The 23,914-nt window shown below is 67.7% G+C and carries 19 protein-coding genes and 1 pseudogene; 13 read left to right on the top strand and 7 right to left on the bottom strand.

The features are described 5' to 3' along the window. Window positions 1-98: 98 nt before the first annotated feature. Window positions 99-938, top strand: coding sequence for a polyphosphate kinase 2 (gene ppk2, locus AB7V09_RS00460; RefSeq protein WP_101558783.1), 840 nt, complete (start codon window positions 99-101; stop codon window positions 936-938). Here the strand turns inward: ppk2 and AB7V09_RS00465 are convergent. From AB7V09_RS00465 to AB7V09_RS00480, 4 genes are all read right to left on the bottom strand, one after another. Then, a complete protein-coding gene (locus AB7V09_RS00465; RefSeq protein ID WP_419142613.1) occupies window positions 935-1,690 on the bottom strand; it encodes an NAD-dependent protein deacylase in 756 nt (251 codons plus the stop codon). The genes ppk2 and AB7V09_RS00465 overlap by 4 nt on opposite strands. 10 nt (window positions 1,691-1,700) lie before the next feature. Further along, on the bottom strand, window positions 1,701-2,126 hold the full coding sequence (locus AB7V09_RS00470) for a hypothetical protein (RefSeq protein ID WP_419142614.1): 426 nt from the start codon (window positions 2,124-2,126) through the stop codon (window positions 1,701-1,703). 75 nt (window positions 2,127-2,201) lie between these two features. Beyond that, entirely contained in the window at window positions 2,202-2,444 is a 243-nt protein-coding gene (locus AB7V09_RS00475; RefSeq protein WP_419142771.1) for a DapH/DapD/GlmU-related protein, read from the bottom strand. Between the two features lie 147 nt (window positions 2,445-2,591). Continuing rightward, window positions 2,592-2,807, bottom strand: coding sequence for a DUF3107 domain-containing protein (locus tag AB7V09_RS00480; RefSeq protein WP_009407243.1), 216 nt, complete (start codon window positions 2,805-2,807; stop codon window positions 2,592-2,594). A gap of 243 nt (window positions 2,808-3,050) precedes the next feature. Between AB7V09_RS00480 and AB7V09_RS00485 the strand changes: the two genes are divergently transcribed. Both AB7V09_RS00485 and AB7V09_RS00490 read left to right on the top strand, forming a co-directional pair. After that, window positions 3,051-6,668 (top strand): PD-(D/E)XK nuclease family protein, encoded by a 3,618-nt coding sequence (locus tag AB7V09_RS00485; protein ID WP_419142615.1) that lies wholly within the window; start codon window positions 3,051-3,053, stop codon window positions 6,666-6,668. Further along, complete coding sequence (locus AB7V09_RS00490; protein WP_419142616.1) at window positions 6,665-10,093, top strand: UvrD-helicase domain-containing protein; 3,429 nt, start codon at window positions 6,665-6,667, stop codon at window positions 10,091-10,093. The genes AB7V09_RS00485 and AB7V09_RS00490 overlap by 4 nt, the downstream gene beginning before the upstream one ends. Window positions 10,094-10,132: 39 nt before the next feature. Here AB7V09_RS00490 and AB7V09_RS00495 read toward each other — a convergent pair whose 3' ends face one another. Next, entirely contained in the window at window positions 10,133-11,449 is a 1,317-nt protein-coding gene (locus AB7V09_RS00495) for a phosphotransferase (protein ID WP_419142617.1), read from the bottom strand. 287 nt (window positions 11,450-11,736) lie between these two features. Between AB7V09_RS00495 and AB7V09_RS00500 the strand changes: the two genes are divergently transcribed. The 7 genes from AB7V09_RS00500 to AB7V09_RS00530 all read left to right on the top strand — a co-directional run bounded on the left by AB7V09_RS00500 (window position 11,737) and on the right by AB7V09_RS00530 (window position 16,642). Continuing rightward, entirely contained in the window at window positions 11,737-12,987 is a 1,251-nt protein-coding gene (locus tag AB7V09_RS00500; protein ID WP_419142618.1) for a CpaF family protein, read from the top strand. Beyond that, the gene (locus tag AB7V09_RS00505) at window positions 12,987-13,838 is read left to right on the top strand and encodes a type II secretion system F family protein (RefSeq protein ID WP_419142619.1); all 852 of its coding nucleotides are present in this window, start codon (window positions 12,987-12,989) and stop codon (window positions 13,836-13,838) included. Before AB7V09_RS00500 ends, AB7V09_RS00505 begins: the two co-directional genes overlap by 1 nt. Next, window positions 13,835-14,788 (top strand): type II secretion system F family protein, encoded by a 954-nt coding sequence (locus AB7V09_RS00510; protein WP_279014826.1) that lies wholly within the window; start codon window positions 13,835-13,837, stop codon window positions 14,786-14,788. Before AB7V09_RS00505 ends, AB7V09_RS00510 begins: the two co-directional genes overlap by 4 nt. An 87-nt stretch (window positions 14,789-14,875) precedes the next feature. Continuing rightward, window positions 14,876-15,106 (top strand): hypothetical protein, encoded by a 231-nt coding sequence (locus AB7V09_RS00515; protein WP_009747723.1) that lies wholly within the window; start codon window positions 14,876-14,878, stop codon window positions 15,104-15,106. Further along, window positions 15,096-15,569 (top strand): TadE family protein, encoded by a 474-nt coding sequence (locus AB7V09_RS00520; protein ID WP_009747807.1) that lies wholly within the window; start codon window positions 15,096-15,098, stop codon window positions 15,567-15,569. The genes AB7V09_RS00515 and AB7V09_RS00520 overlap by 11 nt, the downstream gene beginning before the upstream one ends. Window positions 15,570-15,725: 156 nt before the next feature. Beyond that, the gene (locus AB7V09_RS00525) at window positions 15,726-16,139 is read left to right on the top strand and encodes a hypothetical protein (protein ID WP_009407090.1); all 414 of its coding nucleotides are present in this window, start codon (window positions 15,726-15,728) and stop codon (window positions 16,137-16,139) included. Further along, complete coding sequence (locus AB7V09_RS00530) at window positions 16,136-16,642, top strand: glycosyltransferase (RefSeq protein ID WP_419142620.1); 507 nt, start codon at window positions 16,136-16,138, stop codon at window positions 16,640-16,642. The genes AB7V09_RS00525 and AB7V09_RS00530 overlap by 4 nt, the downstream gene beginning before the upstream one ends. 72 nt (window positions 16,643-16,714) lie before the next feature. Here the strand turns inward: AB7V09_RS00530 and AB7V09_RS00535 are convergent. Continuing rightward, window positions 16,715-17,296 (bottom strand): annotated as a pseudogene (locus tag AB7V09_RS00535) (transposase); the annotation flags it as partial. 25 nt (window positions 17,297-17,321) lie between these two features. Between AB7V09_RS00535 and AB7V09_RS00540 the strand changes: the two are divergent. The 3 genes from AB7V09_RS00540 to AB7V09_RS00550 all read left to right on the top strand — a co-directional run bounded on the left by AB7V09_RS00540 (window position 17,322) and on the right by AB7V09_RS00550 (window position 19,643). Next, window positions 17,322-17,645, top strand: a complete 324-nt coding sequence (locus AB7V09_RS00540) for a hypothetical protein (RefSeq protein WP_419142621.1) — start codon at window positions 17,322-17,324, stop codon at window positions 17,643-17,645. Window positions 17,646-17,764: 119 nt separating this feature from the next. Further along, on the top strand, window positions 17,765-18,487 hold the full coding sequence (locus tag AB7V09_RS00545) for a hypothetical protein (RefSeq protein WP_419142622.1): 723 nt from the start codon (window positions 17,765-17,767) through the stop codon (window positions 18,485-18,487). Beyond that, the gene (locus AB7V09_RS00550) at window positions 18,480-19,643 is read left to right on the top strand and encodes an XRE family transcriptional regulator (RefSeq protein WP_419142623.1); all 1,164 of its coding nucleotides are present in this window, start codon (window positions 18,480-18,482) and stop codon (window positions 19,641-19,643) included. Before AB7V09_RS00545 ends, AB7V09_RS00550 begins: the two co-directional genes overlap by 8 nt. A gap of 1,166 nt (window positions 19,644-20,809) precedes the next feature. Here the strand turns inward: AB7V09_RS00550 and AB7V09_RS00555 are convergent. After that, window positions 20,810-23,884, bottom strand: a complete 3,075-nt coding sequence (locus AB7V09_RS00555) for an N-6 DNA methylase (RefSeq protein ID WP_419142624.1) — start codon at window positions 23,882-23,884, stop codon at window positions 20,810-20,812. Between the last annotated feature and the right edge of the window lie 30 nt (window positions 23,885-23,914).

Raw genomic sequence — 23,914 nt, forward strand, 5'->3', positions numbered from 1 at the left:
CGGGCTCCTCTGCTGTGTCTGAACGGAGATCGTCGGGTTGCCTGCGCGCCCGCGTGGGATCTGTGCGAAACTCAAGTATGGCAAAGAAGCACCCCACCATGGACCGTTCCCTGTACGAGGCAGAGCTGCTGAGGCTGCAGGCGGAGCTGGTCGAGATGCAGGAGTGGGTCAGGGCCACTGGAGCCCGTGTCGTCGTCATCTTCGAGGGCCGTGACGCGGCCGGCAAGGGTGGGGCGATCAAACGGATCACCGAGTACCTCAACCCGCGCATTGCGCGCGTGGTCGCGCTTCCCGTCCCCACTGAGCGTGAGCGCACCCAGTGGTACTTCCAGCGCTACATTGCGCACCTGCCCGCCGCCGGCGAGATCTGCCTGTTCGACCGCTCCTGGTACAACCGCGGCGGCGTCGAGCACGTCATGGGCTACTGCACCCCGGAGGAGCACCGGCGCTTCCTCCAGCAGTGCCCGGTCTTCGAGAGGATGCTCGTCGACGACGGCATCCTGCTGCGCAAGTACTGGTTCTCCGTTCCCCAGAAGGAGCAGTACAAGCGCTTCAAGTCGCGCATGACTGACCCCATGCGGCGCTGGAAGCTCTCGCCCACCGACCTGGAGGCTCTGCCCCGCTGGGAGGACTACTCGCGGGCCAAGGACGAGATGTTCGTCCACACGGACATCGACTCCGCCCGCTGGCACGTCGTGGAGTCGGCCGACAAGCGCAAGGCCCGCCTCAACATGATCCACCACCTGCTGGAGTCCATCCCCTACGAGCACGTGGAGCGTCCCAAGATGAAGTTCCCCAAGAAGCCCTCGTTCCCGTCGTCGGGCTACCGCCGCACGGACCGCTCCCTCCAGAGCGAGGTGCCCGACTACGCGGCCACTCTCAGTGAGTCCGACGCAACCGAGCGCTACGTGGACCTGGAGGACCAGGGGATCAGCTAGGGCCGGCGGCTCCTGCGCCCCAGCTCCTCGAAGACCTGCCCGACCGGCTCACGGATGATGAAGTCGGCGCGGGAGTCATACGGCGTGGGAGTCGCGTTCATGAGGACCAGGCGCTCACCGGCGTAGTAGTCGATGAGGCCCGCCGCCGGGTAGACGATCAGGCTCGTGCCGGCCACGATCAGCAGGTCCGCCTCCGAGATGGCCCGCACGGCCCCCTCCATGACGTCACTGTCCAGCATCTCGCCGTAGAACACGATGTCCGGGCGCAGCACCGAGGCGCACGCGGGGCAGCGGGGGACCTCGCCGGAGCGGGCGCCGTCGACGTCGTCCAGGGTGACGTGCTCGCCGCAGCCGGTGCAGGTCAGGCGCGACCAGTTGCCGTGCAGCTCGAGGACCCGCTCGGAGCCGGCCCGCTGGTGGAGGCCGTCAATGTTCTGCGTGACCACGGCCGACAGTTTCCCGGCCCGCTCGAGATCGGCCACGAACCTGTGCGCCGCGTTGGGGGCCACGCCCTCGCGGGCGTTCTCCTGGGCGAACCACTCCCAGTAGGCCTGTGGGTGCACGGTGAAGAAGTCGATGGACAGGACCTGCTCCAGGGGGATCTCCCGATCCTGGTGGTAGAAGCCCTTGGCGCCCCGGAAGTCGGGGATCCCCGACTCCGTGGAGACCCCGGCGCCGCCGAAGAAGACGATGCGGTTGGACTCTTCGATCCACTGGGCGAGCAGGCCCCTCTGGCTGTCCTGGCGATCCATGCACTCCACCCTAACGCCGGGGACCAATCCTGCACGCGCAGAGCCGGTCGCGGCGCCATACGAGACATATGCTCAGGACACAGGCAATAGTGGACAGCGTCCCGGTGACATAACGCTCGAACTCGCTGGTGGTGATGAAGAGGTTGAAGGCCGAGGCGATGATCAGCCACAGAGTTGAGGCATACACAACCCTTCGCGCGGTGCGATCACGCAGGGGCCGGCGTATCAGACCGCCGTACCTGAGGTACGCCAGGCCGCAGCTGAACCAGGCCAGAAAGAGTGCCAGGTTGACCGGCCTGAGTAGGACAGGGGAGATGGTATAGGCGCCGCCCAGGACGAACCGGCCCAAAGGAAGTCCCAGGGCCAGAAGTAGCTGCAGCACGCCATTGATGAAGAACAAGGCGGCACACATCACCGCGAGCACAGGTGACTTCATGAGAGCGACTGTATCGGCCTGCATGTTGGCAACGTGAAGAATCGAAGGACGAACAACTCTGCGCCGGGTTGGGCCTCAGTGGATCGGTCGGTAGCCGGTGCGATCGGCCTCGGTCACGTCCCGAATCACCCGCGCCGGGTTGCTCGCGGCGATGACACCAGGAGGGATGCTGCGGGTGACGACGCTGCCTCCTCCGACCACAGTGCTCGAGCCAATGGTCACACCAGGAAGGACCGTGACGTTGCCGCCGACCCAGACGTCGTCGCCGATCGTGATCGGACGCGCTCGGCAGGCTCCGTCAGGTTCATGCGTACCGATCCTCCTGCCTGCCGTTCCGGTTCATCGACTCTCAGCCTCCTCGCAGGACGCTGAGTGATAAGGCAAGGGCCCAGATCAGCAGCGGAACGGTGTGGAATGAGGTCCGCCAGACCTGGGCCCTGTGCGTGCTCGTCGTGGGGGAGAGGCTCAGATACCGAAGCCGACTCGGCGGGGCTCGGCTTCGCCGAGCTCGATGTACGCCAGGGAGCCGGCCGGCACGAAGACCTTGCGGCCCTTGTCGTCGCTGAGGATGACGGCCTTGGTCTCGGCGTCGGCCACGGCGGCCAGCACCTTCTCCTGAGAGTCGGAGGTCTCCAGGGAGAGCTCGCGGCTGGCGTGCTTGATTCCGATCGTGACCTGCATGGGGCTCCTTCGCATCGTCTGTGTGCCGTATTGAGCGGCACAGCGCCCATCGGGGAGAGGGCGTGAACCTGGCTCGATCCTAGGGGGCTGCGGCCGTGCCGGTCCTTCGCGCGCCCCAGGAGCCGCGCCGTTTCGCGCCACGCGGAACATGCGCCGCCGGCGCTTCCGGGTGGAGGGCTCGTGACCGATGACGATCCGTTAACGGTGCACGATCCTGTCGGTGGCCCGTGGTGAGATGGTCCCATGTCCCAGGACCCCGTCCGTCTCCTCCCGCCCGCCGAGGCGGCCGAGCTGCCCGCCGCCGACGCTGATGGGCAGCGGGTCCTGGACCGCGTGGCTGAGGGCTCCAACGTCGTCGTCCTGGGGGCTCCTGGGACCGGTAAGACCTCTCTGGCCCTGAGGCTGCTGGCCGAGGCCGTCGCTGGCGGCCGCGACGCCGTCCTGCTGGCACCCACCCGGGCGCGGGCCGACTGGCTGCGCGGCCGGGCCGCCCACCTGCTGCGTGAGGGCCATGGCGACGGCGTCGTCCGAGTGCGTACCCCCGCAGCCCTCGCCCTGACGATCCTGACCACCTCCTTGACCATGCGGCCCGCCCCGCTGCCGCCCCCGGTGCTTCTGGCCGGTGCGGAGGAGGACTCCGCCCTGGCCTCCATGGTCAGCACCGTCACCTGGCCAGGGCTCCCCGCCGAGGCCACCGGGTCTCGGGCGTTCCGCTCCGAGCTGCGCAACCTCCTGGCCCGCGCCGGAGAGCTCGGCATCAGCGCCGACGACCTGGCCGACCTGGCACGCCGGCTCAACGTCCCCATCTGGGGGCCCGCGTCCCAGCTCCTGCGCACCTGGGACGCTCAGGGGCGGGCCAGCGCCGAGCGCAGGGCCCAGACCCGCAAGATGGACACGGCTCGCCTCCAGGACCGAGCCGTGGAGGCCCTGAGCTCCTGGGGCTCCGACGCCGTCACCGTTCGCCGCCCCGTCCCGGACCTCGTCCTCGTGGACGACTACCAGGACTGCACGGCAGCCACCGCCAGGCTCCTGACGGCCCTGGCCACCCCGGACCCCGACGGGCACCGGGCGCAGATCGTGGTGCTGGGCGACCCCGACGTCGCGGTGGAGACCTTCCGTGGCGGCACCCCCAGCCTGCTCGTCGCCGCCGAGGACCGTTCGGGGCTCGCAGCCACCCGTCTGCGCCTGACCACCTGCTACCGAGGCAACCCGGCCATCGCGGCGGTGGTGGCCGACCAGAGCGCCCGGGTCCCGGTGACCGGCACGACGGCCCACCGGCAGACGACCCTGGCGCCCCAGTCCTCAGTACGGTCCTCGGCAGGGCCTTCCTCCGGGGCGAGCGACGCTGAGCGCCCGCAGGCGGCGGCCGGCGTCGAGGTCATCCTGGCCTCCTCCGCCTGGCAGGAACACGCCCACGTCGCCCGGACGCTCAGGCTCGAGCACGTCCACCACGGCACCGCCTGGTCACAGATGGCGGTCATCGTTCGCAGCGCCGCCGACGCCGAGACCCTCGCCAGGGACCTGCGCAGACGAGGCGTGCCCCTGGCCTCCCGCACGCCCGCGGTCCTGCTACGCGCAGAACCGGCTGCGGCCGCACTCCTGGACATCGTGCGCGCCGCCATCCGCGACCAGCTGGGCGGGCACGGTGAACCGCCCCAGCGTGAGGCCGCTATCAGTCTGCTCACCAGTCCTCTGGTGGGGCTGACCACCATGGACCTGCGTCGGCTGCGCCGCAGGCTGCGACAGGCCCAGCCGGCCGCAACCCCGCACTCCAGTGCGGCCGAGCCCAGTGAGCCCAGGACCACCGCACCCACAACCGGTCCCGCCCCCGTTCCCGCTGTAGGGACCGGGCCCCGAACCGGCGGCGACGCCGCCCTCCTGGCCCTGCTGGCCGACCCTGAGCAGGCCTCCGACTTCGCCCGGTCCCTGGACGGGCAGCCGCTGAGCGCCCAGGCGGAGCGGCTCCTCACCGCAGCCAGGATCCTCGAGGCCCTGCGCTCCGCCATCGGGCAGACCCCGGCCGAGGCCCCGCGCGATGTCGAGGCCCTGCTGTGGGCCGCCTGGAACGCCTCCGAGCGGGCCGAGGCCTGGCGCGCCACCGCCCTGCCGCCCTCGGCGAGCTCGGTGCGATCGCTCCTGTCCGAGGCCGCCGAGCACGACCTCGACGTCGTCACCACCCTCTTCAAACGCGCCGAGGTCTGGGCCGAGCGCCACCCGGGCCAGGACGCCTCCAGCTTCCTGGCCGAGCTCGACGCCGAGGTCCTGCCCTCGGACTCCGTGGCCCCTCAGGGGCGGCGCCCGGAGGGCGTGGCCGTCATGACCCCGGCGGGTTGCGCGGGCCAGGAGTGGGAGCTTGTTGTGGTTGTCGGACTGGAGCGGGACCGCTGGCCGGACCTGCGCCTGAGGGACTCCCTGACCCGCACCGGCCTGCTCGTCGACGCCGTCACCGGCCGCCTGACCACAGACACCGCCGCACCGGGGGAGGGAAGCGGCGGCAGCGGCGCCGTGGCCGCCGCCCGGGCACAGGTGCGTGCCGACGAGCGCCGCATGCTCATCATGGCCCTGTCCCGCGCCTCCAGGCGCCTCCTGCTGACCGCCACCGCCGACACCGAGCACGCCCCCTCACCCTTCCTGACCGAGATCGCCCGCAGCGCCGGGATCGCCCTGACCGACGCCGACGGCGCCCCTCTCCTGACCCCCGACACCGGCGACCTCACCCTGCGCGGCCTGGTGGGGGAGCTGCGCCACGCCGCCATCTGCGGGAACCTCGAAACGGCCACCGACGCCGAGCGCCGCCGCGGCCGGGCCGCCGTCGACCTGTTGGCCGACCTCGCCCGCCAAGGCGTACCTGGCGCCGACCCCGCCACCTGGATCGGCGCGACCGGCCCCACCTCCACCGCCCCCCTCATCGCCGCCGGCGAGCGGATACGGGTCAGCCCCTCCGACGTGGAGGGCCTGGCCGCCTGCCCGCTGAAGTGGTTCCTGACCCGCAGCGGCGGATCGGCCCCCGCCAGCGACGCCCAGGCCCTGGGCAGCCTTGTCCACGCCGTCGCCGAACGGGCGGAGAAGGAGCACCTGCGCGGTCCGGCCCTGCGCGAGGCGTTCGAGGAGCGCCTGAGTGACCTCGGCTACCCCGCCACCTGGCAGGGAGGCCTGGCCGCAGATCGCGCCCGCGCCATGATCGAGCGCCTCGACGCCTACCTGGCTGACTGCGACGCCCTGGGCGTGCGCGCCGATGTCGAACAGCCCGTGCGCGCCGACGTTGACATCCCCCTGAGTGTCCTCAGCCCCACGGTCCGCCAGCGGGCCGGCCTGCGGATACCGACGAAAGGCGGCAACGCCGTCCCGATCACGATCTCCGGGCGCATCGACCGCCTCGAGCACCTCGGCAGCCTGTCGGGAGATGACCTGGAGGACTCCGCCGGCCCCGACCGGAACGGCACCGTGCGCGTCATCGACCTCAAGACCGGGCAGCGGGTCCCCAAGGACGTCCAGCGTCACCCCCAGCTGGCCACCTACCGGCTGGCCCTGAGCTCGCAGGGCCTCGACGTCGTTGGCGGAGCCCTCGTGCTCCTGGGCAAGGAGCCCTCCAAACGCTCCGGGGACGGATACGTCCTGGCTCCGCCGGGTGCCGCACTCGACCCCAGCCCCGCAGCCTTGGAACCAGAGCAGGAGCCTGACGAGGAAGTGAACAGTGCTGCCGACAGCAGCGAGGAGTACTGGGCCGAGGACCTCGTGGCCGCCGCGGCCGTGGACGGAGTGGGCCCGCAGATCGAGGCCCGCACCGGCGAGCACTGCCGTACCTGCCAGGTCAAGGACTCCTGCCCCGTGCAGGTCGAGGGAAGGAGAGTCGTCTCATGACCCCCACCGGCCCACACCGGCTCACCCCCCAGGCCCTGGCGGAGGCGCTCGGCATCCACACCCCCACCCAGGAGCAGGCGCGCGTCATCGCCCACCGGCTGAGCCCCCTGCTGGTGGTCGCCGGAGCCGGCTCGGGCAAGACCGCCACCATGGCCCAGCGAGTCGTCTATCTGGTCGCCACCGGGCAGGTCCGCCCCGACCAGATCCTCGGACTGACCTTCACCCGCAAGGCCACCGCCGAGCTCGACCAGCGCGTCGCCTCCCGCCTGGCCGGCCTCAGTGCGGCCGGCCTGCTCCCGGTCGCCGCACCGGAGCACGACAGCGGAGCGGAGGGCACCTCTGACGCCACCGACTTTGGCGAGCCGATGATCGCCACCTACAACTCCTTCGCCGGCGCCCTGGTGCGCGACCACGGACTGCGCATCGGCGTGGACCCCGACTCCACCCTCATCACCCAGGCCCGCTCCTGGCAGATCGTCACCTCCCTGCTCGAGGCTCGCACGCTCCCGCTGCCCAACGAGAGCCTCAGCCACAACGCGAGCGCCACCCTGGTCCTGGCCGACTCCCTGAGCCAGAACCTGCTGACCATCGAGGAGGCCGCCAAGGACCTGGCCGACCTGTCCGAGCAGTTCACCGCCCTGGCCGCCATCAAGGGCTGCAAGACCCTGGTCGGCAAGGCGCCCGCCGTCATGGCCGAGTGGGAGGCCCTGCTCGACGTCGTCGCCGAGCTGCATGCGCACAAGCGTCACCACGGCCTGCTCGACTTCGGTGACCAGATCGCCCTGGCCTGCGCCATCGCCGAGTCCGTCCCCGAGGCCGCCGGCCAGGTGCGGGCCCAGTACCCCGCGGTCCTGCTCGACGAGTTCCAGGACACCTCGGTGGCCCAGGTCCGGCTCCTGTCGGCCCTCTTTGCCGACTCCGGGGTGACCGCCGTCGGCGACCCCCACCAGGCCATCTACGGGTGGCGAGGAGCCAGCGCCGCAGCCTTGGACACCTTCCACCAGCGCTTCAACCCCACCGGCACCGCCCTCCTGGACTCCGGGACCTCACCGGTCGAGGCCACCCCCGTCCTGGAGCTGTCGACCTCCTGGCGCAACGACTCCACCATCCTGGAGGTCGCCAACGTCGTCTCCGCGCCTCTGCGCTCCGGCGTCGTCGAGGACGGGGACCCGGTGGGCGAGCACCTCACCGTCGCCCCCTTGCGGGCCCGCCCCGCGGCCTTCGGCCTGGAGCCCGGGGCGGCGTTCGGGGCCTTCCTCCAGGACCCAGCCGAGGAGGCCCGCACAGTCGTCGCCTTCCTCGCCGAGCGCTGGTCGCCCAGTGCCGAGATGGCCGTCCTGTGCCGCACCCGGGCGCAGATGGATCCCATTGCCGCCGAGCTGGAGGCCGCCGGCCTGCCCTACACGATCATTGGCCTGGGCGGGATGCTCTACGTCCCCGAGGTCGCCGACGTCCGCGCCCTGCTGACCGCGGCCTCGGACCCGGAGCGCGGGGACCGGGTGGTCAGGCTCCTGACTGGTTTCGGCATCGGTGCCCGCGACCTGCGGGCCCTGGCGTCGCTGGCCCGCGAGCTCACCCGCCCCGCGACCGAAAGCGGCAAGGAAGCACCAGGACCTCACGGCGACCATGCCGAGGCCGACTCCCCACTGCTCAGCGAGGCCCTGGACACCCTGCTGCGATGGCATGAGGACGGAGTGCAGGAAGAGCAGGAACAGTCCGCCGCGGCCCGGGACCTGACCGAGGCCGGGCGGGCCGTCGCGTTGCGCACCGCCCGGGCGATCCGACGCATCCGGGAGGCCGTCTCCCTGCCCCTGCCCGACCTCGTGGCCCTGGCCGAGCAGGTCCTCGACCTCGACATCGAGATCGCCGCCCGGGTCGGTCACCCGATGGGGCACCGTGCCCTCGACTCCTTCCACGAGACGGCCCGGGCCTTCGCCGCCGACACCGACGCCCCCACCCTCACCGGCTTCCTGGAATGGCTCGACGCCGCCGAGGAGCACGAGGACGCCATGAGCGCCCCCGAGGTCGAGCCCTCGCCCGGGGCGGTCCAGCTCCTCACCGTCCACGCCGCCAAGGGTCTGGAGTGGGACGTCGTCGCCGTCCCCGGCATGGACGAGCAGGTCTTCCCCTCCTACACCAGCGCCGTCAAGGACGACCTTCGTGTCGCGGAGACCGGCTGGATGGGCTCCACCTCCACCTTCCCCTTCCCGCTGCGTGCCGACGCCGGCGACCTGCCCCCCTTCACCGTGGGGGACCTCGACCCGGCTGTCACGGACAAGCCCCTCCTGACTGAGACGATGAGCGCCTACAAGGAGGCCCTCGGGCGCCAGAGCCTGCGCGAGGAGCGCCGCCTGGCCTACGTGGCCTTCACCCGGGCCCGCCACGAGCTCCTCCTGACCGGCTCTCACCTGTCCAAGACCGCCTCCAAGCCCCGCCGCCCCTCACGCTTCCTCACCGAGCTCCAGCGGCGCGACCTCCTGTCTCCCTACGCGGAGGGCTGGGTCGACTTCGATGAGTCCCGCCCCAACCCCCTGACCGCCCTGACCCAGGTGGGCACCTGGCCCCCCGACGCCGACGCAGCGGAGCCCCTGGACAGCCAGGCCCCGGAGCCTGGGGGAGAGGGGACAGCGGTCACGGACCGCGTCGCCGCTGTGCGCCGAGCCCGGTACGCGGCCGCCGCCCGGGTCACCGCCGCCATGGGCGGAACCAACACCATCCAGGAGGCGCCCGCTCAGGCCCAGCCCGATGACGAGACGGTGCGGCGGTGGCGACTCGAGGCGGGACTCCTCCTGGCCGAGCGCACCCGGGCCCTGTCCAGCGGACCCGCTGTCCGCCTGCCCGAGCACCTGGCCGCCACCCGCCTGGACGACCTGCGCGCCGACCGCCACCAGTTCGCACTCGACCTGCGTCGCCCGCTCCCACCCGAACCCCGCGCCGCCGGCCGGCTCGGAACCGTCTTCCACGACGCCGTCGCCCAGCGCCTGAGTGCTCGCGGCACCCTGTTCGGCCTGGGGCAGGCGGGCGTGCCCGACAGCCTCGGACCCCAGGACCGGGACCGCATTGAGCGCTGGCTGGGCACTGCCGAGAACCTGCCGCTCCTGGAGGACTACGTCCTGGCCGAGACCGAGACGGACCGGGAGATCACCATCGGCGCCACCACCCTGCGCTGCCGCATGGATGCCGTCTTCCGCCGCAAGGACGAGGCAGGGTGGCTCATCGTCGACTGGAAGACCGGGCGCCGACAGGTGCCCGTGGACCAGCTCAGCGTCTACGTCCATGCCTGGGCTGCCTCCCAGGGCGTGCCCACCGGGTCGGTACGGGCTGCCTACGTCTACGTCGACTACCCCGGAGGACGCGTCGATGAGCTCACCGCCGAGGGCCTGCTCAGCATCGAGCAGATCCAGGCGGCTCTGACAGTGGGGTAGGGGCCGCAGTGAGACAAGGGCCGCAGAGCAGCGCGCCCGTCAGATCTCCTCGTCGTCGACGCGCACCATCGCCACCGGATTGGTGATGGCGTCAGGCTCAGCCGGCTCGCGAACCCCGGGCACCGGAGCCAGCCGGGGCGTGGCCGGCTCCACCAGCGGGGCGTCACCCACCTGGGCGGCCAGATCCTCCAGCATCGCCACCGCGTCATTGATGACCGGCTTGTCCCCGGTCCTCACCCCGTGCAGCAGCCAACGCGCCAGGCTCAGCTCACTGACCAGCTCGGCGCGCTCACGCAGGTGGCGGTCAACGCCCTCGGATCTGGCGATGTCGTAGGCGTCCTCAATGGAGTCCAGGCAGTCCACCGGTGCTGAGGAGTACACCCAGGCCAGGTCCTCGGCCGGGTCTCCCACATGCGCCTGGGACCAGCCCCGCACGGCCACCACCGTGCCGCCGGCCACCAGCACGTTCTCCTCGGCGAGGTCCCCGTGAACCACGGTGGGGCGGAAGCGCCACAGGGCGGTGTCCTCCAGGGCCTGCTCCCAGCGCCCCAGCAGCGCCGGTGGAGTCCTGCCCGTCGCGGCGGTGTCGTCCAGCAGGCTCAGCCAGCGCCGACGCACCTCCTCGGCGTCGTAGACCGGCATACCGGCCTCGGAGATCACCGTCATGGACAGCTCATGGATCTCACCGAGCGCCTTGCCCAGGCCCGCCGACATCCCCGGTCCCGGCCGGAGCGTCTCCACCGGGATCGGCTTGCCCTCCACATGGGAGCGGACCTGAATGTGCGCGTCCTTCTGACGCAGGGAGCCGGCGACGCGAGGAACGTCGAAGGAGAGCCGTCCGTCGTCGACGACCCGGCCGATGCGGCGCAGCACCTCGGCCTCAGCCTCCAAGGAAGCGCCCACGGCATCGGTGCGGGCCTCATGGACCTCCCAGTGGCGGCCCTGGGTGTCGATGACGCCGATGATGTGCCGCTCCGGGGTCTCGGACTGCGGCAGCGCCAGCCGAGTCGGGTTGAGGCCGGCGACGGCGACGCTCGCCATCGCCGCCAGGGAGAGCGCGGTGTGGTGAGGGCGAGGAGTCTCGGCGGGCTGGGCCTGGGGTGCCGGCGTGCTGCTGAGGGGCGGCTCGGCCGAGGCACCCGGCAGCGGGGCCACGACCACGGGCGCCCGATAGTCCTCGTCGTGCTCGTCGGCTCGCTGATCGGAGGGCTCAGCCTGCTGCTGGTGGTTGTCCTCATCGCCGGCTTGAGCCTCAGCGCGCTCGACGTCGGAGGTCACCTCATCGGCGAGGCTGTCGGCGCCGCCGTCGACATCAGTGGTGCCGGGGGCGTCCGGGGACTGCGGAGGCTGTGACATGGTCCAACCGTAGGCGACAGGTCCTATGTCTCGCAGGACAGCCGCGCCCGTCCGCTGGCGGCAAACGTCCAGGGACGTGGGCAACGGCTTGAGGAATGTGCCAGAAGATCGATGTTATCCACAGGTTATGTCGAGGTAGTGGCCATGTCGTGATCAGGTGCCCTAGAGTTTATCCGTGACAATGGTCACCGACCGGCTGGTGTGTCACGGCTCAGTGCAGAGCCCCGGGTCGGTCCTCACATCATCCTCACTCCTCCCCTCATACGACTCCCACGCTGAGAGGCATCATGGACGCTGCCGATCTTCTCCTGACCGAGGTTCGCGAGCTGGTGCGCGCTCGCGGCATCGACCCGCTCAAGGACGCCTCCGACCTCGACCAGCTCGTCACCCAGGCCGAGGAGGACTACCTGCGCCGCTCCGACGCCGGACTCGTCCCTCCGCTCATCGACCCCAAGGGGGCGCGAACCCACGTACTCGACTCCATGGCGGGGCTGGGCCCGCTCCAGGGCTACCTCGATGACGAGTCCATTGAGGAGATCTGGGTCAACGCCCCCGGCCGAGTCTTCGTCGCCCGTTCCGGGCGCCCCGAGCTGACCACCACGATCCTGGAGAGCGAGGACCTCGCGGTCCTGGTCGAGCGGATGCTGCGGGCCTCCGGACGCCGCCTGGACCTGTCCAGCCCCTTCGTTGACGCCCAGCTCGCCGGGGGACAGCGGCTCCACGTCGTCATCCCGCCCATCACCTCCCAGCACTGGGCGGTCAACATCCGCAAGCACACCTCGCGTGCCTCCCGCACCGCCGACCTGGTGCGCATGGGCTCACTGACCAGCCGGGTCGCCGCCTTCCTGGACGCCTCCGTGCAGGCCGGCCTCAACATCCTGGTCTCGGGCGCCACCCAGGCCGGCAAGACCACCATGGTCAGGGCGCTGGCCGGAGCGATCCCGGGCGCGCAGCGGGTCATCTCCTGCGAGGAGGTCTTCGAGCTCGCCCTGCGCAACCGGGACTGCGTGGCCATGCAGACCCGGCCGCCCAACCTTGAGGGAGTCGGAGAGATCAGTCTGCGGCGTCTGGTCAAGGAGGCCCTGCGCATGCGCCCCGACCGCCTCCTCATCGGAGAGGTCCGCGAGGCCGAGGCCCTGGACCTCCTCATCGCCATGAACTCGGGTCTGCCGTCCATGTGCACCATCCACGCCAACTCCGCCAGGGAGGCCATCATCAAGATCTGTACGCTCCCGCTGCTGGCGGGGGAGAACGTCTCCAGCGACTTCGTGGTCCCCACCGTCGCCAGCGCCATCGACCTGGTCGTCCACCTCGACCTGGATCGCAGCGGGCGCCGTACGGTGCGCGAGGTCGCGGCCCTGTCCGGCCGGGTGGAGAACGGCATCATCGAGCTCTCCGACGTCTTCCACCGCGACTCCGCCGGCAACCTTGTCCGGGGCGCCGGAGCGCCCGACGCCGCCGAGCGATTCAATCGGGCCGGTCATGACCTCACCGCCCTGCTCGGCTCCCGCCCCGCAGGCCCCCAGGAGGCCTACTGATGGGCGCCTTCGCCGGGCTCCTGGGCGGGGTGGGGCTGCTCCTGATCTGGATGGCCTGCACCTCCGACCCGCCTCAGTGGCGCTCGAGGCGCTCCCGTCTCCTGGCCGACATCCTGGTCCAGGCCGGTGCTGGCCACACCAGTCCCGCGATGTTTGTCCTGGGGTCGATCGGGCTGGGGCTGCTGATCGGTCTGGTCTTCCTGGGAATGTCCCGGGCCTGGCCGGTGGCCGTGGCCTTCACCGCCATCTTCACGGCGATTCCTTTCCTTGTCATCTCCTCACGAGCGCGTAACCGCCGCACCCGGCTGCGCGAGGTGTGGCCCGAGGCCGTCGACACCCTCGTCTCCGGCGTCCGTGCGGGCATGAGCCTGCCGGAGGCGCTGACCAACCTCGGTGAGCGCGGCCCGGAGGCAGTCCGCCCCCAGTTCCGGGCCTTCGCCACCGACTACGCCGCCTCGGCCCGCTTCGACAGCTCCCTGGACCGTCTCAAGGCCCGCTTCGCTGACCCGGTCGCCGACCGGATCGTTGAGGCCCTGCGCCTGGCCCACGAGGTCGGCGGCACTGACCTGGGGACGCTGCTGCGCTCCCTGTCGCAGATGCTGCGTGAGGACATGCGCACCCGAGGCGAGCTCGAGGCTCGCCAGTCCTGGACCGTCAACGGCGCCAAGGTCGCGGTCGCCGCCCCGTGGCTGGTCCTGGCGCTGCTGTCCAGCCGGCCTCAGGCAGCAGCGGCCTATGCCACCGGTGCCGGAGCCGTCGTTCTCCTGATCGGAGCCGTTGTCTCGGTCATCGCCTACCGGCTCATGCTGCGCCTGGGGCGGCTGCCCGAGGAGGAGAGGACGCTGCGATGAACCCCATGAACGCGATGCTCGCCGGAGGACTCGCCGGGCTGCTGGGGGCCGTGGGCGTCCTGTGCGTCATCTCGGCCCTCCGCCGACGTCGCCCCACACTCATGGCCCGCCTGGAGCCCTACGTCCACCGCCGTCCCACGACCTCCGGCCTGCTGGCCGCTCCGGCAGGGCCGACCTCTGACGGGAGCACCGTCGTCGGCCTGCTCATGGCCTCCACCGCACGTGCTCTCAGTCTCGGCAGGCTGATGGACACCCTGGGCTCGTCGGCCGACTCGGTCCGGCGGCGCTTGACGCGATCAGGGTCGTCACTGGGGGTCGATCAGTTCCGCCTCCAGCAGGTCCTGTGGTCGACGACGGCGCTCCTGCTCGTCCTGACTGCAGGCGGCCTGGCGGCCCTGGCCCGCTCCGTCAACGTGTCCGCGCTCATCCTCCTGTGCCTCATGGGCACAGTGGCCGGGGCCGCTGCCCGCGACTGGTGGCTCAGCCGGGCCGTGGCGAAGCGGCTGTCACGGATCGAGGCGCAGCTGCCCGACGTCGTCGAGCTGCTGGCCCTGGCGGTGGGGGCCGGTCAGGGCCCGGTGCCGGCCATCGAGCGCATCGTCGCGCTGGGCCGGGGCGACCTCGTCGACGAGCTGAGCAGCACTCTGACCGACATCCGCTCCGGCACGGTCCTGTCCACCGCGTTGGACCGTATGGAGCGGCGAGTCGGTTCCGTCCACGTCACCCGCCTGTGCGAGGCGATCATCGTGGCCCTTGAGCGCGGTACACCACTGGCCGAGGTCCTGCGCTCCCAGGCCGCCGACGTGCGTGAGGCGGCGCGCCAGGACCTCATGGAGGAAGGCGGAAGACGGGAGATCGCCCAGATGGTCCCCGTGGTCTTCCTCGTCCTGCCCATCACCGTCGTCTTCGCCCTCTTCCCGGGACTGTTCGTCCTCAGGCTGGGGGTGTGAAGCGCCCTCACCTCCCTCCTGCACCTGCCGAGCCCAATCAGCGTTCGTCCTCTTGCCCAGAATCCTTACCGACAGCAAGGAGCAGTCATGAAGCGCCTCATCCCTCCCACATCCCACCGCCCTGACCCCGGTTCCCGGTCGTGGCCTGCCACCGGTGCGACCCGGATCGATCTGCGCGATGAACGCGGCGACGTCCCCGGCTGGGTCCTGGTGACCCTCATGACCGCGGGGCTCGTCGTGGCTCTGTGGACGGTGGCCGGCAGCACGCTGACCGAGGTCTTCCTCAACGCCATCGCGAAGGTGACCAGTGCGATCTGAACGAGTGCCCCTCCTCGGGGTGCTCCAACGGGCTGGTCGCGCCCTGCCCCGGCCGGCTCGCCCCTGCCCGCGCGAGCACAACGAGTCGGGCTCGGCCGTCGTCGACTTCGTCATGGTCGGTGCGCTTGTCATCGTCGTGTTCGTGGCGCTCCTCCAGGTGGCCCTGGGGGTCTACGCCCGGAACGTCCTCACCGACGCCGCGGGTGACGGTGCTCGTCGAGCCGCACTGGTCGGAGGCACGGAGGCCGAGGCGCGCCAGCGGGTACAGGTCCTCACCGACGCCGCCCTCAGACGTGGCTACGTGGACACCGTCACCGTCTCGCGGGTCCCCTCCGGCGACCTGAGGATCGTTGAGGTGACGGTGACAGCGCCCTTCCCGGTCCTGGGGCTGTTCGGCCCCGGTGGGACACTGCGGGTCACCGGGCACGCCATCGATGAGTCCTCCCTGATCCAGCAGAGGTGAGCTCGGGTGATAGCCATGGTCGGCTCCAGGCGACGCGGGAGCTGTGCCGCGCCGCGGTCGCCGAGGGCGGTGCCGGCCCCCGCCCTCATCGCCGGGAGGGCAGTCAGCAGGCTCCGAGAGGCACTCAGGGCAGGTCGCCGAACCGTCCGGCGGCTCATGAGCCAGGAGGAGGGCAATGCGATCGTCGAGTTCATCGGGTGGAGCGCCGTCCTGGTGGTGCCCGTGCTCTACCTGGTGGTGACGCTCGCCCAGCTCCAGGCCACAACCTTCGCCGTCGCCTCGGCGGCCGACGCCGCCAGCCGGGTGCTGGAGGTCGATGACTCGCCCTCCGCGATGGATGACGCGCAGTTGGCCATGCAGCTGTCCCTGTCCGATCAGGGCATCGACGCCGACCCGTCGGGCTCCCTGTCGGTCACCTGTGCTCACGGCTGCGCCCGGGGGCAGGTGGCGATGGTCGAAGTCTCAGTCGGTGTGGACCTGCCGGGCTTCGCCTCGCTGGGGATCGGTCGGGACGTCGTCGTCGTGGACACCGAGCGCTCCATCACCCTGCCGGGCAAGGAGGAGCCGTGAACCGGAACTCCGCTCCCAGAACCGCCCGACGGCGGACTCTCGCTCTGGTGCGTCGGCTGCACTGCGAGGAGGACGGGCAGACGCTTCTCCTGGGGGTCGGGCTCATCTGCGTCGTCCTTGCGCTGCTGTTCGTTGCGGCCTCGGCAACCGCCGTCTACCTCGACCTCAAGACCCTCACGTCACTGGCGGACTCGGCTGCTGCTGCGGGAGCAGACAGTATGGAGGCGCACCCCTACTACGGGGGCGGTGTCACGGATGACGCACCCGGGTCCCTCACCGACGCGGGGGTGGGGAGCAAGGCGGCCGAGGACCTGTCCGCCCAACCGGCAGCGGCCAGGCTGGAGGGGGTCACGATCGTCAGCGCCCGGGCCGCCGACAGCCGCACCGCCGAGGTGAGGCTGCAGGCCCGCTCCCGCCCGCCTTTTCTCCCGTGGGGGATCCTCCCGGCAGAGGGCTTCACCATCACCGCCACCGGCTCTGCCCGAATGACGACGACGCAGTGAGTCGGCGGACCCACTGCGTCGTAGCGGAGTAGCTGGTTGGGGACTGATGAGGGGGTGCCCCTATGTGGTGTGTCAAGCGGCGGTGGGTAGTTTCGTGGCTGGTTGTGGGTCGTAGAGGGTGTCGTTGCGGATCATGGCGTGCAGGGTCAGGATGCGGCAGTGGGCCAAGGTGAGGACGGCTTGGTTGTGGCGTTTACTTTGGTCGCGTTTGCGCTGGTAGTAGGCCCGGGAGGCTGGGGCGGAGCGCAGGGAGGCGAAGGCGGACAGGAACATGGCTCGCTTGAGTCTCTTGTTGCCGCCGTGGGAGACGTGCTCACCACGGATGGAAGAGCCTGATCTTCTGGTCTCCGGTGCCAGGCCGGCGTAGGAGGCCAGCTGTGCCCCGGTGACTGGAGGTTCTGCCCAGAGGGTCTCGGCCAGGAAGATGGCGGCGGTCCTGACACCGATCCCGGGCATGGAGGTCGGGACCTGGTAACGAGGAGGGTGGGCCTGCACCAGGGCGGCGACATCAGCCCACTGAGCGTGCAGAGCGATGAGCTGGCTCTCCAGGTGAGGAAGCACCACTGCGGCGGCGTCGGTGCCGGCGACCACCACGCTCTGGCGCTCCAGAGCCGAGACGATCTGGCCGGCCCAGGTGGCTTGCCGCTTGCACCCGGTGTGCACCGTCCACGGTCTTCCCATGGGCTGGACACTGACCGGTGCCAAGGCCGACGAGCGCCAGAATCTGCTCACTGTACTGGCCACCATGAACCAGCCCGCCCAGAGCGGTCGGGTGGTCATCGCCGACAACAACTACTTCGGCTCTGCCTTCGAGGCCGAGCTCGCCGGTAGAGGTATCACGCTGATCCGTCCCAGCTGCAAGGGCGAGCGCCCTCCCAGCGGCCAGCGGTTTCTGCCCCTGCGCCGCATCACCCCACGAATCTCGGCCCTGGCAGCCGCTATCTGGCACAACAGCCTCACCGGCGCGGCTGTCCTACGCTCCCTAACCCTCTACGACCACTAACCCCCTTGGACTTACCCATCTAGCGATAACCGTTGACACATCAACCGACAATGAGTGTCCAGTGTCAAAAACTAAAGTGATGTGCTACTATCTTTGTAAGTAGATGAAGGGAGTCAGAGGTGGCAATTGATGCGGGACGTGAGTGGGCGTTGCGGACGCTGGGAGCCGATGGGGTGCTGGTGCGGGATCAGATCCCAGCCATCATCCGCGACTGCCACGAGAAGATGGCGAACGCGCAGGCGGAAGCAGACATGAAGCATACTGGGGTGTACGGGCAGATTTGGCGCAAGTGCTTGGATGAGTTTGTGGCGGTGCTCGGGCGGCTTCCTTCGGCTGAAATCATCCTGCGGCGGGGCTACAAGTTGGTTTCGTTCAAAGGTGTGGTCCTCTTCCCGTGGCGCTTCGCTCGGGAGTCTTCTACTGACGTCGGATCGCGTCCTTTCGCGGTGTCGGACACGCGCATCTCCCTCTTCAGGCAGGAACGGGATTTCGCGCAGCAGCACCTCGACATCGAGTTCGAGCACCTGGAGCTAACTGAGGAGGAGCGAAAACTTCTCGACGCCGAAGCCAAGGCACTTGAGGAGACATTGACGTCTCACCGTGTGGTCGTCGTGCCCTACGCGAGCAACCCCTCTGCGCTTCACAGCATCGACTGGGGTGAGGCGACTCTGGAAGCCGATGGCTGTCTCGCCTTTGCCTCGATGGAGTCGTTGCTCGACGTTGGCTCGGGCTCGCTGGTGGATGTCGCGCCTGCGGAGGACGAGGGTTTCTCGGACGGCCCTATCCCGCGTCCGCAACTGGGGATGAAGAAGAGAGAGGCAGACGGAGGCGCTCATGGATGACTGGGGTGCCCTATTCTCCCTGGTCAAGCCCTCCGATCGCCCTGACCTCGGTACTGTTGCGGGCAGCTTCGATCCTGCGCGCCTGACGCAGGCGCGTTTGGCAGCCGGTCTGTCAAAAGCGAAACTCGCCAAACTCGTCGGGGTGACACCTGCAGCCATCGGTCAGTACGAGTCGCAGTCCTCTACGCCCCGACGTGACCTGCTGCCCTTGCTTGCGCGCGAACTGCATGTTCCTGTGGAGTACTTCGCGACCGGCCGACCGATTGGTCGATTGGATGGGTCGCAGGCGCACTTCCGGAGCCTACGTTCGACGTCTGCGCGGGATCGTGCGAAGGCAATCGCGTTTATCGAGCAGGTGTGGGAGTTGACGTTCGCCCTGGAGAAGAAGGTTCGCTTCCCAGAGGTCGATCTGCCACCGATCGACCGTGGGCACGCGGATCCGATTTCGGCTGCCCATGCACTTCGCGCGAGGTGGGGACTGGGCGTAAAGCCGGTGAAGCATCTGGTCGCTTTGGCAGAGTCGCACGGGATCGTCGTCAGTCTGCTCACATTGGCAAACGCGGATGTTGCTCGTGTTGGTGCATTCTCCACGTCGCACCTGGCAAGACCAGTCATCGTCATCACCCCGGAACGGGCGAAGTCTGTGTTTGTCTACCGGTTCACGGTCGCGCACGAGCTTGGGCACTTGTTGCTGCACGGAGAGGTGGCGCCGGGTGACAAGCAGCAGGAACGCGAAGCTGATAAGTTCGCGGCCGAGTTCCTTACGCCGCGATCCCAGATCGTGAACCTACTGCCACGCAGGGTGAACTTGTCAAGGCTGGACGAACTGTCGCGACACTGGGGTGTCTCGGTCGACTCGCTGCTGCTGCGGATGAAGGAGACTGGCACTGTCTCTGATGCGTCGGTCCGGCGCGGCTATCAGAAGTTGAACCAGTTGCGCAGTTCGGGGCTGGAAACACAGGAACCTGTGAATGCATATCCTGGAGAGATGCCCTCGTTGCTCGCGCAGGCAGCCGAACTCGCTGATCAAGCAGGCTACGGGCAGATCGACCTTGCACGGGAACTGAGATGGCATCCCGCGCGGTTGCGTGAGGTCCTCGGCGCGGAAGACCCCCGTCCAAGTCTACGACCCGTGAGCGACCCACCTCAGATATAGAGCTCTCATGCCATCGGGCGCGAGGACATGGATCGATTCAGGAACCGAAATACGTGCTTGGGTGACCGGGATGAATGGTCAGGCTTGAGACGAACACATCGACGATCGTGCACTGGCGGCGGTCATCAAGGCGTCGATGACCGAGGTGGCGTCTGGATGCTGCCAGAGGCGCCGAGTCTAAGATATCTGCAGAGATCGGTGTCCGCCTTCGCGATAATGGGTGTGGAGCGAAGTCTCTGGCGAAGGAACATCTCGTGCGTGTTCTTCCCGTACCGTACTGTTCGGTGGCCATAATCAACTCTGCCTATGCGGTTAGGAACATCGCGAGAAGCGTTTCGGGCATGCAAGCCGGACGGCGCTTTGATGTTGAGGGCTGCAGTCGTTCAAGTTGACTGAGGACTGCTTGATCGGTCCCGTGCATGTTGCTGGTGACGCGGTCACACGAGCCAAAATACGCTTGGCGCCGATAACGCGCTGTCCTTCGCTGGTGGCTCCACTCGCCAGTCGGTTGTTGCACATGCGACGGCGTAAGATCGCGTCAGGAAGTGTTGTGGATGAACGACTGACATAGCGTTGAGGTGAGAATGGGAAAGTGTGGATCTGCTAAAACCTATCAAGAGCAATAGACGTTTCCTGTCCCTCTTGATTAGGTTCGTCTTGAGAGTGAAGTCAACTGCTAGTTGTGATTTGAGGCAGCGTTTGTGTTTGTTTCTGGGGTGATGATCGGTCTATACCTCCAAGGACTTCGCCGCCGAATGTATGAGGCTCAGGGTTGCTGGGCCCATGGGAGCAGTCGGCTCCAGCGCGGCAGGCGTGCTGGCTGAGTCACTCAATGTCACGTTGAAACGTGAAATCCTCGTGGACGAGCGCTCTTGGTCTGATGAGCTGACCTGCCGGCGCCAGACCTTCAGGTGGTCGACCTGCGCACGGGTACCGTACGCCATCACTCCTACTGCGGCTACCTAGCCCCCAACCACCTACAAGAAACAGACCTCAACCACTACGCTGGCAACCGCCGCGTAAACCAACCCCCGCGTCCAACAACAAGGTACAAAGCCCTGACCTCATACACATCGACACGACTCATCGTCTCTGTCAACGCTCAGCCACCTTTATGCAGCGATCTTGCCGACCCCCTAGGCTTCGTTCCTGCCGTGCAAACGACGCTAGGGGGCGACTGTAGGCACGACGTCAAGAACGAGTGCCTCAATCTTCGGAAGGAGCGCCTTATGCTCGAGTTCCGCCCTAATGAGCTTGCGTGCCTCCTTGAATGTCTTTGTCTCGCTGACGTTGACCTTGCTTGCGGCGTCTTCTGCTTCAGCGACCGCCTCCGTAAGGGCGATGTGGGACTGGTTGCTGGCGTCGTATGGCTGAATCAATGCGCGGAACACGTTCTTGTCGACGTCTCTCGGGCCAAAAAGGCCTACCGCCATGAATGGCTTGACGCGCTCAAGCACGGCTGCGGAGTTGAGAATCCCGACGAGGTAACGCGATTCGTCGACAGTGTTCGTGGCCGCCCAGTACAGTTTGTGATCGATTATCGCATCAACATCATCAACTCGGGCCGCAGTAATGGTGTTACCGGCCTTGGTGTAGACTACGCGCTGACTCGCAGAAGGGAGCTGTGCGGAAAGCTGGTGAATATAGTCGATGCGATCGAGGAACGTTTCAGAAGCTTTCGCTGACTTGTTGGCGCTCCAAAAATTCTCCGCCGTACCCCACCAATTTGAGAGGCCTTCATGCTCAGCAATTTCGCTAGGTGAGAGAAGCTTCCCGGTCTTCGGCGATATCGGCAGCACTGCCTTCAACGGCTCTGCAGTCCGGAACGGAAGTATGGTCTCACCGAGATGAACTCGACGAATAAACGCCTTCTCGACTACCTCGGAAATCGGCGGCAGCGCCTTCCATGGCTGCTTATCCTGGTTCGTCTTCCGCGAAACGACTGGGACGCGCCCAGCGCCAGCTCCAAGCGGACTCGACTTTCCCTTCTCGACGAACGTAAGCATTCGTGGGGCGAGTACTGCTCCCTGACGAAACCTTTTCCGGTAGACAGAGAAGGTGACTGCTGCGTCTTTTTCTCTTGTGACCCCGACCGTGGTCACGTTCCTTGTAAGACGCGGAAGTATTTCGTCCCAGGTGACGTTGGATTTTATCCCTTTCGTCGACCAGGTCTCGACCTCTGTGGTCATCGCCTTGGACGTCGTACTGCGGTTGCCGATGATGACGGCTGCGTGATTGGGGAATCCGGTCGCCGCCTCCCGTAGGTCCCACGCGCGGTCGAACTGCACGCGCAGGTCGAGAGTTGTGCTCCCCCAGCGCCCCGACCGGAACTCGGCGTGAGGTTGGCGAGTAAGAACGCCGTGAGGAACAATCATCGCGAACCTGCCTCCCGCCCGAAGGTATAGCGCTGTGGTCCGTACAACGAACAACGGAGCGAGATCCCTGCCGGTCACGCCGGCTCTGCCGGTGATCAGGCCGTGAGCTTTGAGCATGGAGGTAAAGCGTTTCTGCATCGGGCCGGTCATCGCCCCATATCGGAGCCAGGGCGGATTGCCGACGAGGACATCCACCTTGTTGTCGTCCGCGGACAGCCATGTGGGACGAACGAGATTGCGGACGTAGTATCCCCAGATGCCGTCGCGCCCATCGGCGTGCAGTCTGCGCATGGTGTCGTAGGTATTCACGAGAACATCCATGTCGTGTTCGGGAATACCGAACTGGCGTAGCGTCGGCGAGATCACGGTTTTACTCTTCCGATTGCTTGTGTCGGACGCCTTGTCTGACATCGCGGTGACGAGTCGATCGAAGTTTGCTGCGTCATGTAGTACCGACTTCGGGAAGACGAGATTCTCATGGAAGAGCGCCGCACCAGCCCCCACAAGGTCCGCACCTGAGGTTGCGATGGTGAGCTGCTCTTCAGATGTGAAGATGTCCGCCTGCTGCTCCCACTGTAGGGAGTCACCGAGATATACAGGCACGGCTATGGGTCCGCGGTCGTCGGCCTTAAGCCGTTCCGCGCCGATAGCGAGCAGGTACGTGACGCGGGCGATAGTGACCGCTACTGGGTGGACGTCCATGCCAGTGACATGCGATGTTAGCCCGCTGATCGCATCACCGTTCGACATAGCGGCTCGGTCCGCGGCGGCAAGGTAGCGGCGAATGGCGTGGAACAGGAAGGTTCCCGAGCCGCACGCCACGTCCGCAACGCGTTGAGTCAGAGGCTCGTCCACGTTGGCGTCAACGATGGACTGAGCCAGCCAGTCGGGCGTGTAGTACTCGCCCAGTGCCTTCCGGTCGCGCGTGTCAATCACTGATTCGTAGAGGAGTTTCAACACGTCGTGCTCGACATGCTCCCAGTTGAACTGGGATATACGTCGGGCGACGTTCGCGATGAGCTCTTCGCCGCCGTCGACGTCAAGGGGCCAGTCGAAGAAGTCCGGTTGAACGACCCCGACGATCTGTGAGTTCGAGAACTCAGTGCCGAGACTGAGCTTTTTCGCGCCTATTCCGCCCGTTGCGCTCACGTCGAACCCGAGGGCGGCGTGAGCAATGATCTCTGCGGTGAGAACAAGCAGGGTATGGTTGATGAAGAGTGTTTCGTCGTCTTCAAACGCGGACCCAAAAGCAGTGCGAAGGAGCTTAGCCCATAGTTCGCGTTTGAGTGCGACCTCCGAATTATTGGCATTCGCTTGATAGAGGTCTCGGAATGCGGCGACATCGACGAGGTGGGCCGGTGAGCTGGCCCCGAGTCGGCGTACGATTTCGGCTGGGGTGGGCTTCACCTGTGTCTGTGTTGACAGGACAGCTTCAAGCCAGCGCACGAGAACATGCGTTTTCTTGCCAGTCATGTCCAGTTCGGCTACGAGTCGACGACCCTCGGCGCCGACATTGAACAGCAGCCACAGAACGCCGTCAGTCAGGACACCGGAATAGTGAGCGCCTGACTGCTCGGTTCGCGTCTTGATGTACCCCTCGAGTTGAGCTTCCCCATCAACTCGCACGGTCTGGTTGCGCAGGTCTTTCTTGACCTCGATGGCCAGTTGCCCAACTTCAACATCGATACGTCGGCGCGTACCATCCGCGGACGGGGATTCCATGCGCGCTTGTTGGTCGCCAATGTTCATCAGCTCCCCGACCACCAGTAGTGCATGAATGTCAGACTGGATGTCCGCTTCCGTGCGAGCTGGATCGCGCTTTACCAGCCGTGAGATCAGGGTATCGCGGGCAGAGAAAGAAGTCACGCGCTTACGTTACCAAAGCAGTGCGAGAAA

Source organism: Actinomyces sp. SKVG-SVH-4(1) (assembly GCF_048514265.1).
GTDB lineage: Bacteria > Actinomycetota > Actinomycetes > Actinomycetales > Actinomycetaceae > Actinomyces > Actinomyces oris.

Coding starts and splice junctions, on each gene's coding strand:
- ppk2 (WP_101558783.1), top strand. CDS start 99: ATGGACCGTTCCCTGTACGAGGCAGAGCTGCTGAGGCTGCAGGCGGAG.
- AB7V09_RS00465 (WP_419142613.1), bottom strand. CDS start 1,690: ATGGATCGCCAGGACAGCCAGAGGGGCCTGCTCGCCCAGTGGATCGAA.
- AB7V09_RS00470 (WP_419142614.1), bottom strand. CDS start 2,126: ATGAAGTCACCTGTGCTCGCGGTGATGTGTGCCGCCTTGTTCTTCATC.
- AB7V09_RS00480 (WP_009407243.1), bottom strand. CDS start 2,807: ATGCAGGTCACGATCGGAATCAAGCACGCCAGCCGCGAGCTCTCCCTG.
- AB7V09_RS00485 (WP_419142615.1), top strand. CDS start 3,051: ATGTCCCAGGACCCCGTCCGTCTCCTCCCGCCCGCCGAGGCGGCCGAG.
- AB7V09_RS00490 (WP_419142616.1), top strand. CDS start 6,665: ATGACCCCCACCGGCCCACACCGGCTCACCCCCCAGGCCCTGGCGGAG.
- AB7V09_RS00495 (WP_419142617.1), bottom strand. CDS start 11,449: ATGTCACAGCCTCCGCAGTCCCCGGACGCCCCCGGCACCACTGATGTC.
- AB7V09_RS00500 (WP_419142618.1), top strand. CDS start 11,737: ATGGACGCTGCCGATCTTCTCCTGACCGAGGTTCGCGAGCTGGTGCGC.
- AB7V09_RS00505 (WP_419142619.1), top strand. CDS start 12,987: ATGGGCGCCTTCGCCGGGCTCCTGGGCGGGGTGGGGCTGCTCCTGATC.
- AB7V09_RS00510 (WP_279014826.1), top strand. CDS start 13,835: ATGAACCCCATGAACGCGATGCTCGCCGGAGGACTCGCCGGGCTGCTG.
- AB7V09_RS00515 (WP_009747723.1), top strand. CDS start 14,876: ATGAAGCGCCTCATCCCTCCCACATCCCACCGCCCTGACCCCGGTTCC.
- AB7V09_RS00525 (WP_009407090.1), top strand. CDS start 15,726: ATGAGCCAGGAGGAGGGCAATGCGATCGTCGAGTTCATCGGGTGGAGC.
- AB7V09_RS00540 (WP_419142621.1), top strand. CDS start 17,322: ATGGGCTGGACACTGACCGGTGCCAAGGCCGACGAGCGCCAGAATCTG.
- AB7V09_RS00550 (WP_419142623.1), top strand. CDS start 18,480: ATGGATGACTGGGGTGCCCTATTCTCCCTGGTCAAGCCCTCCGATCGC.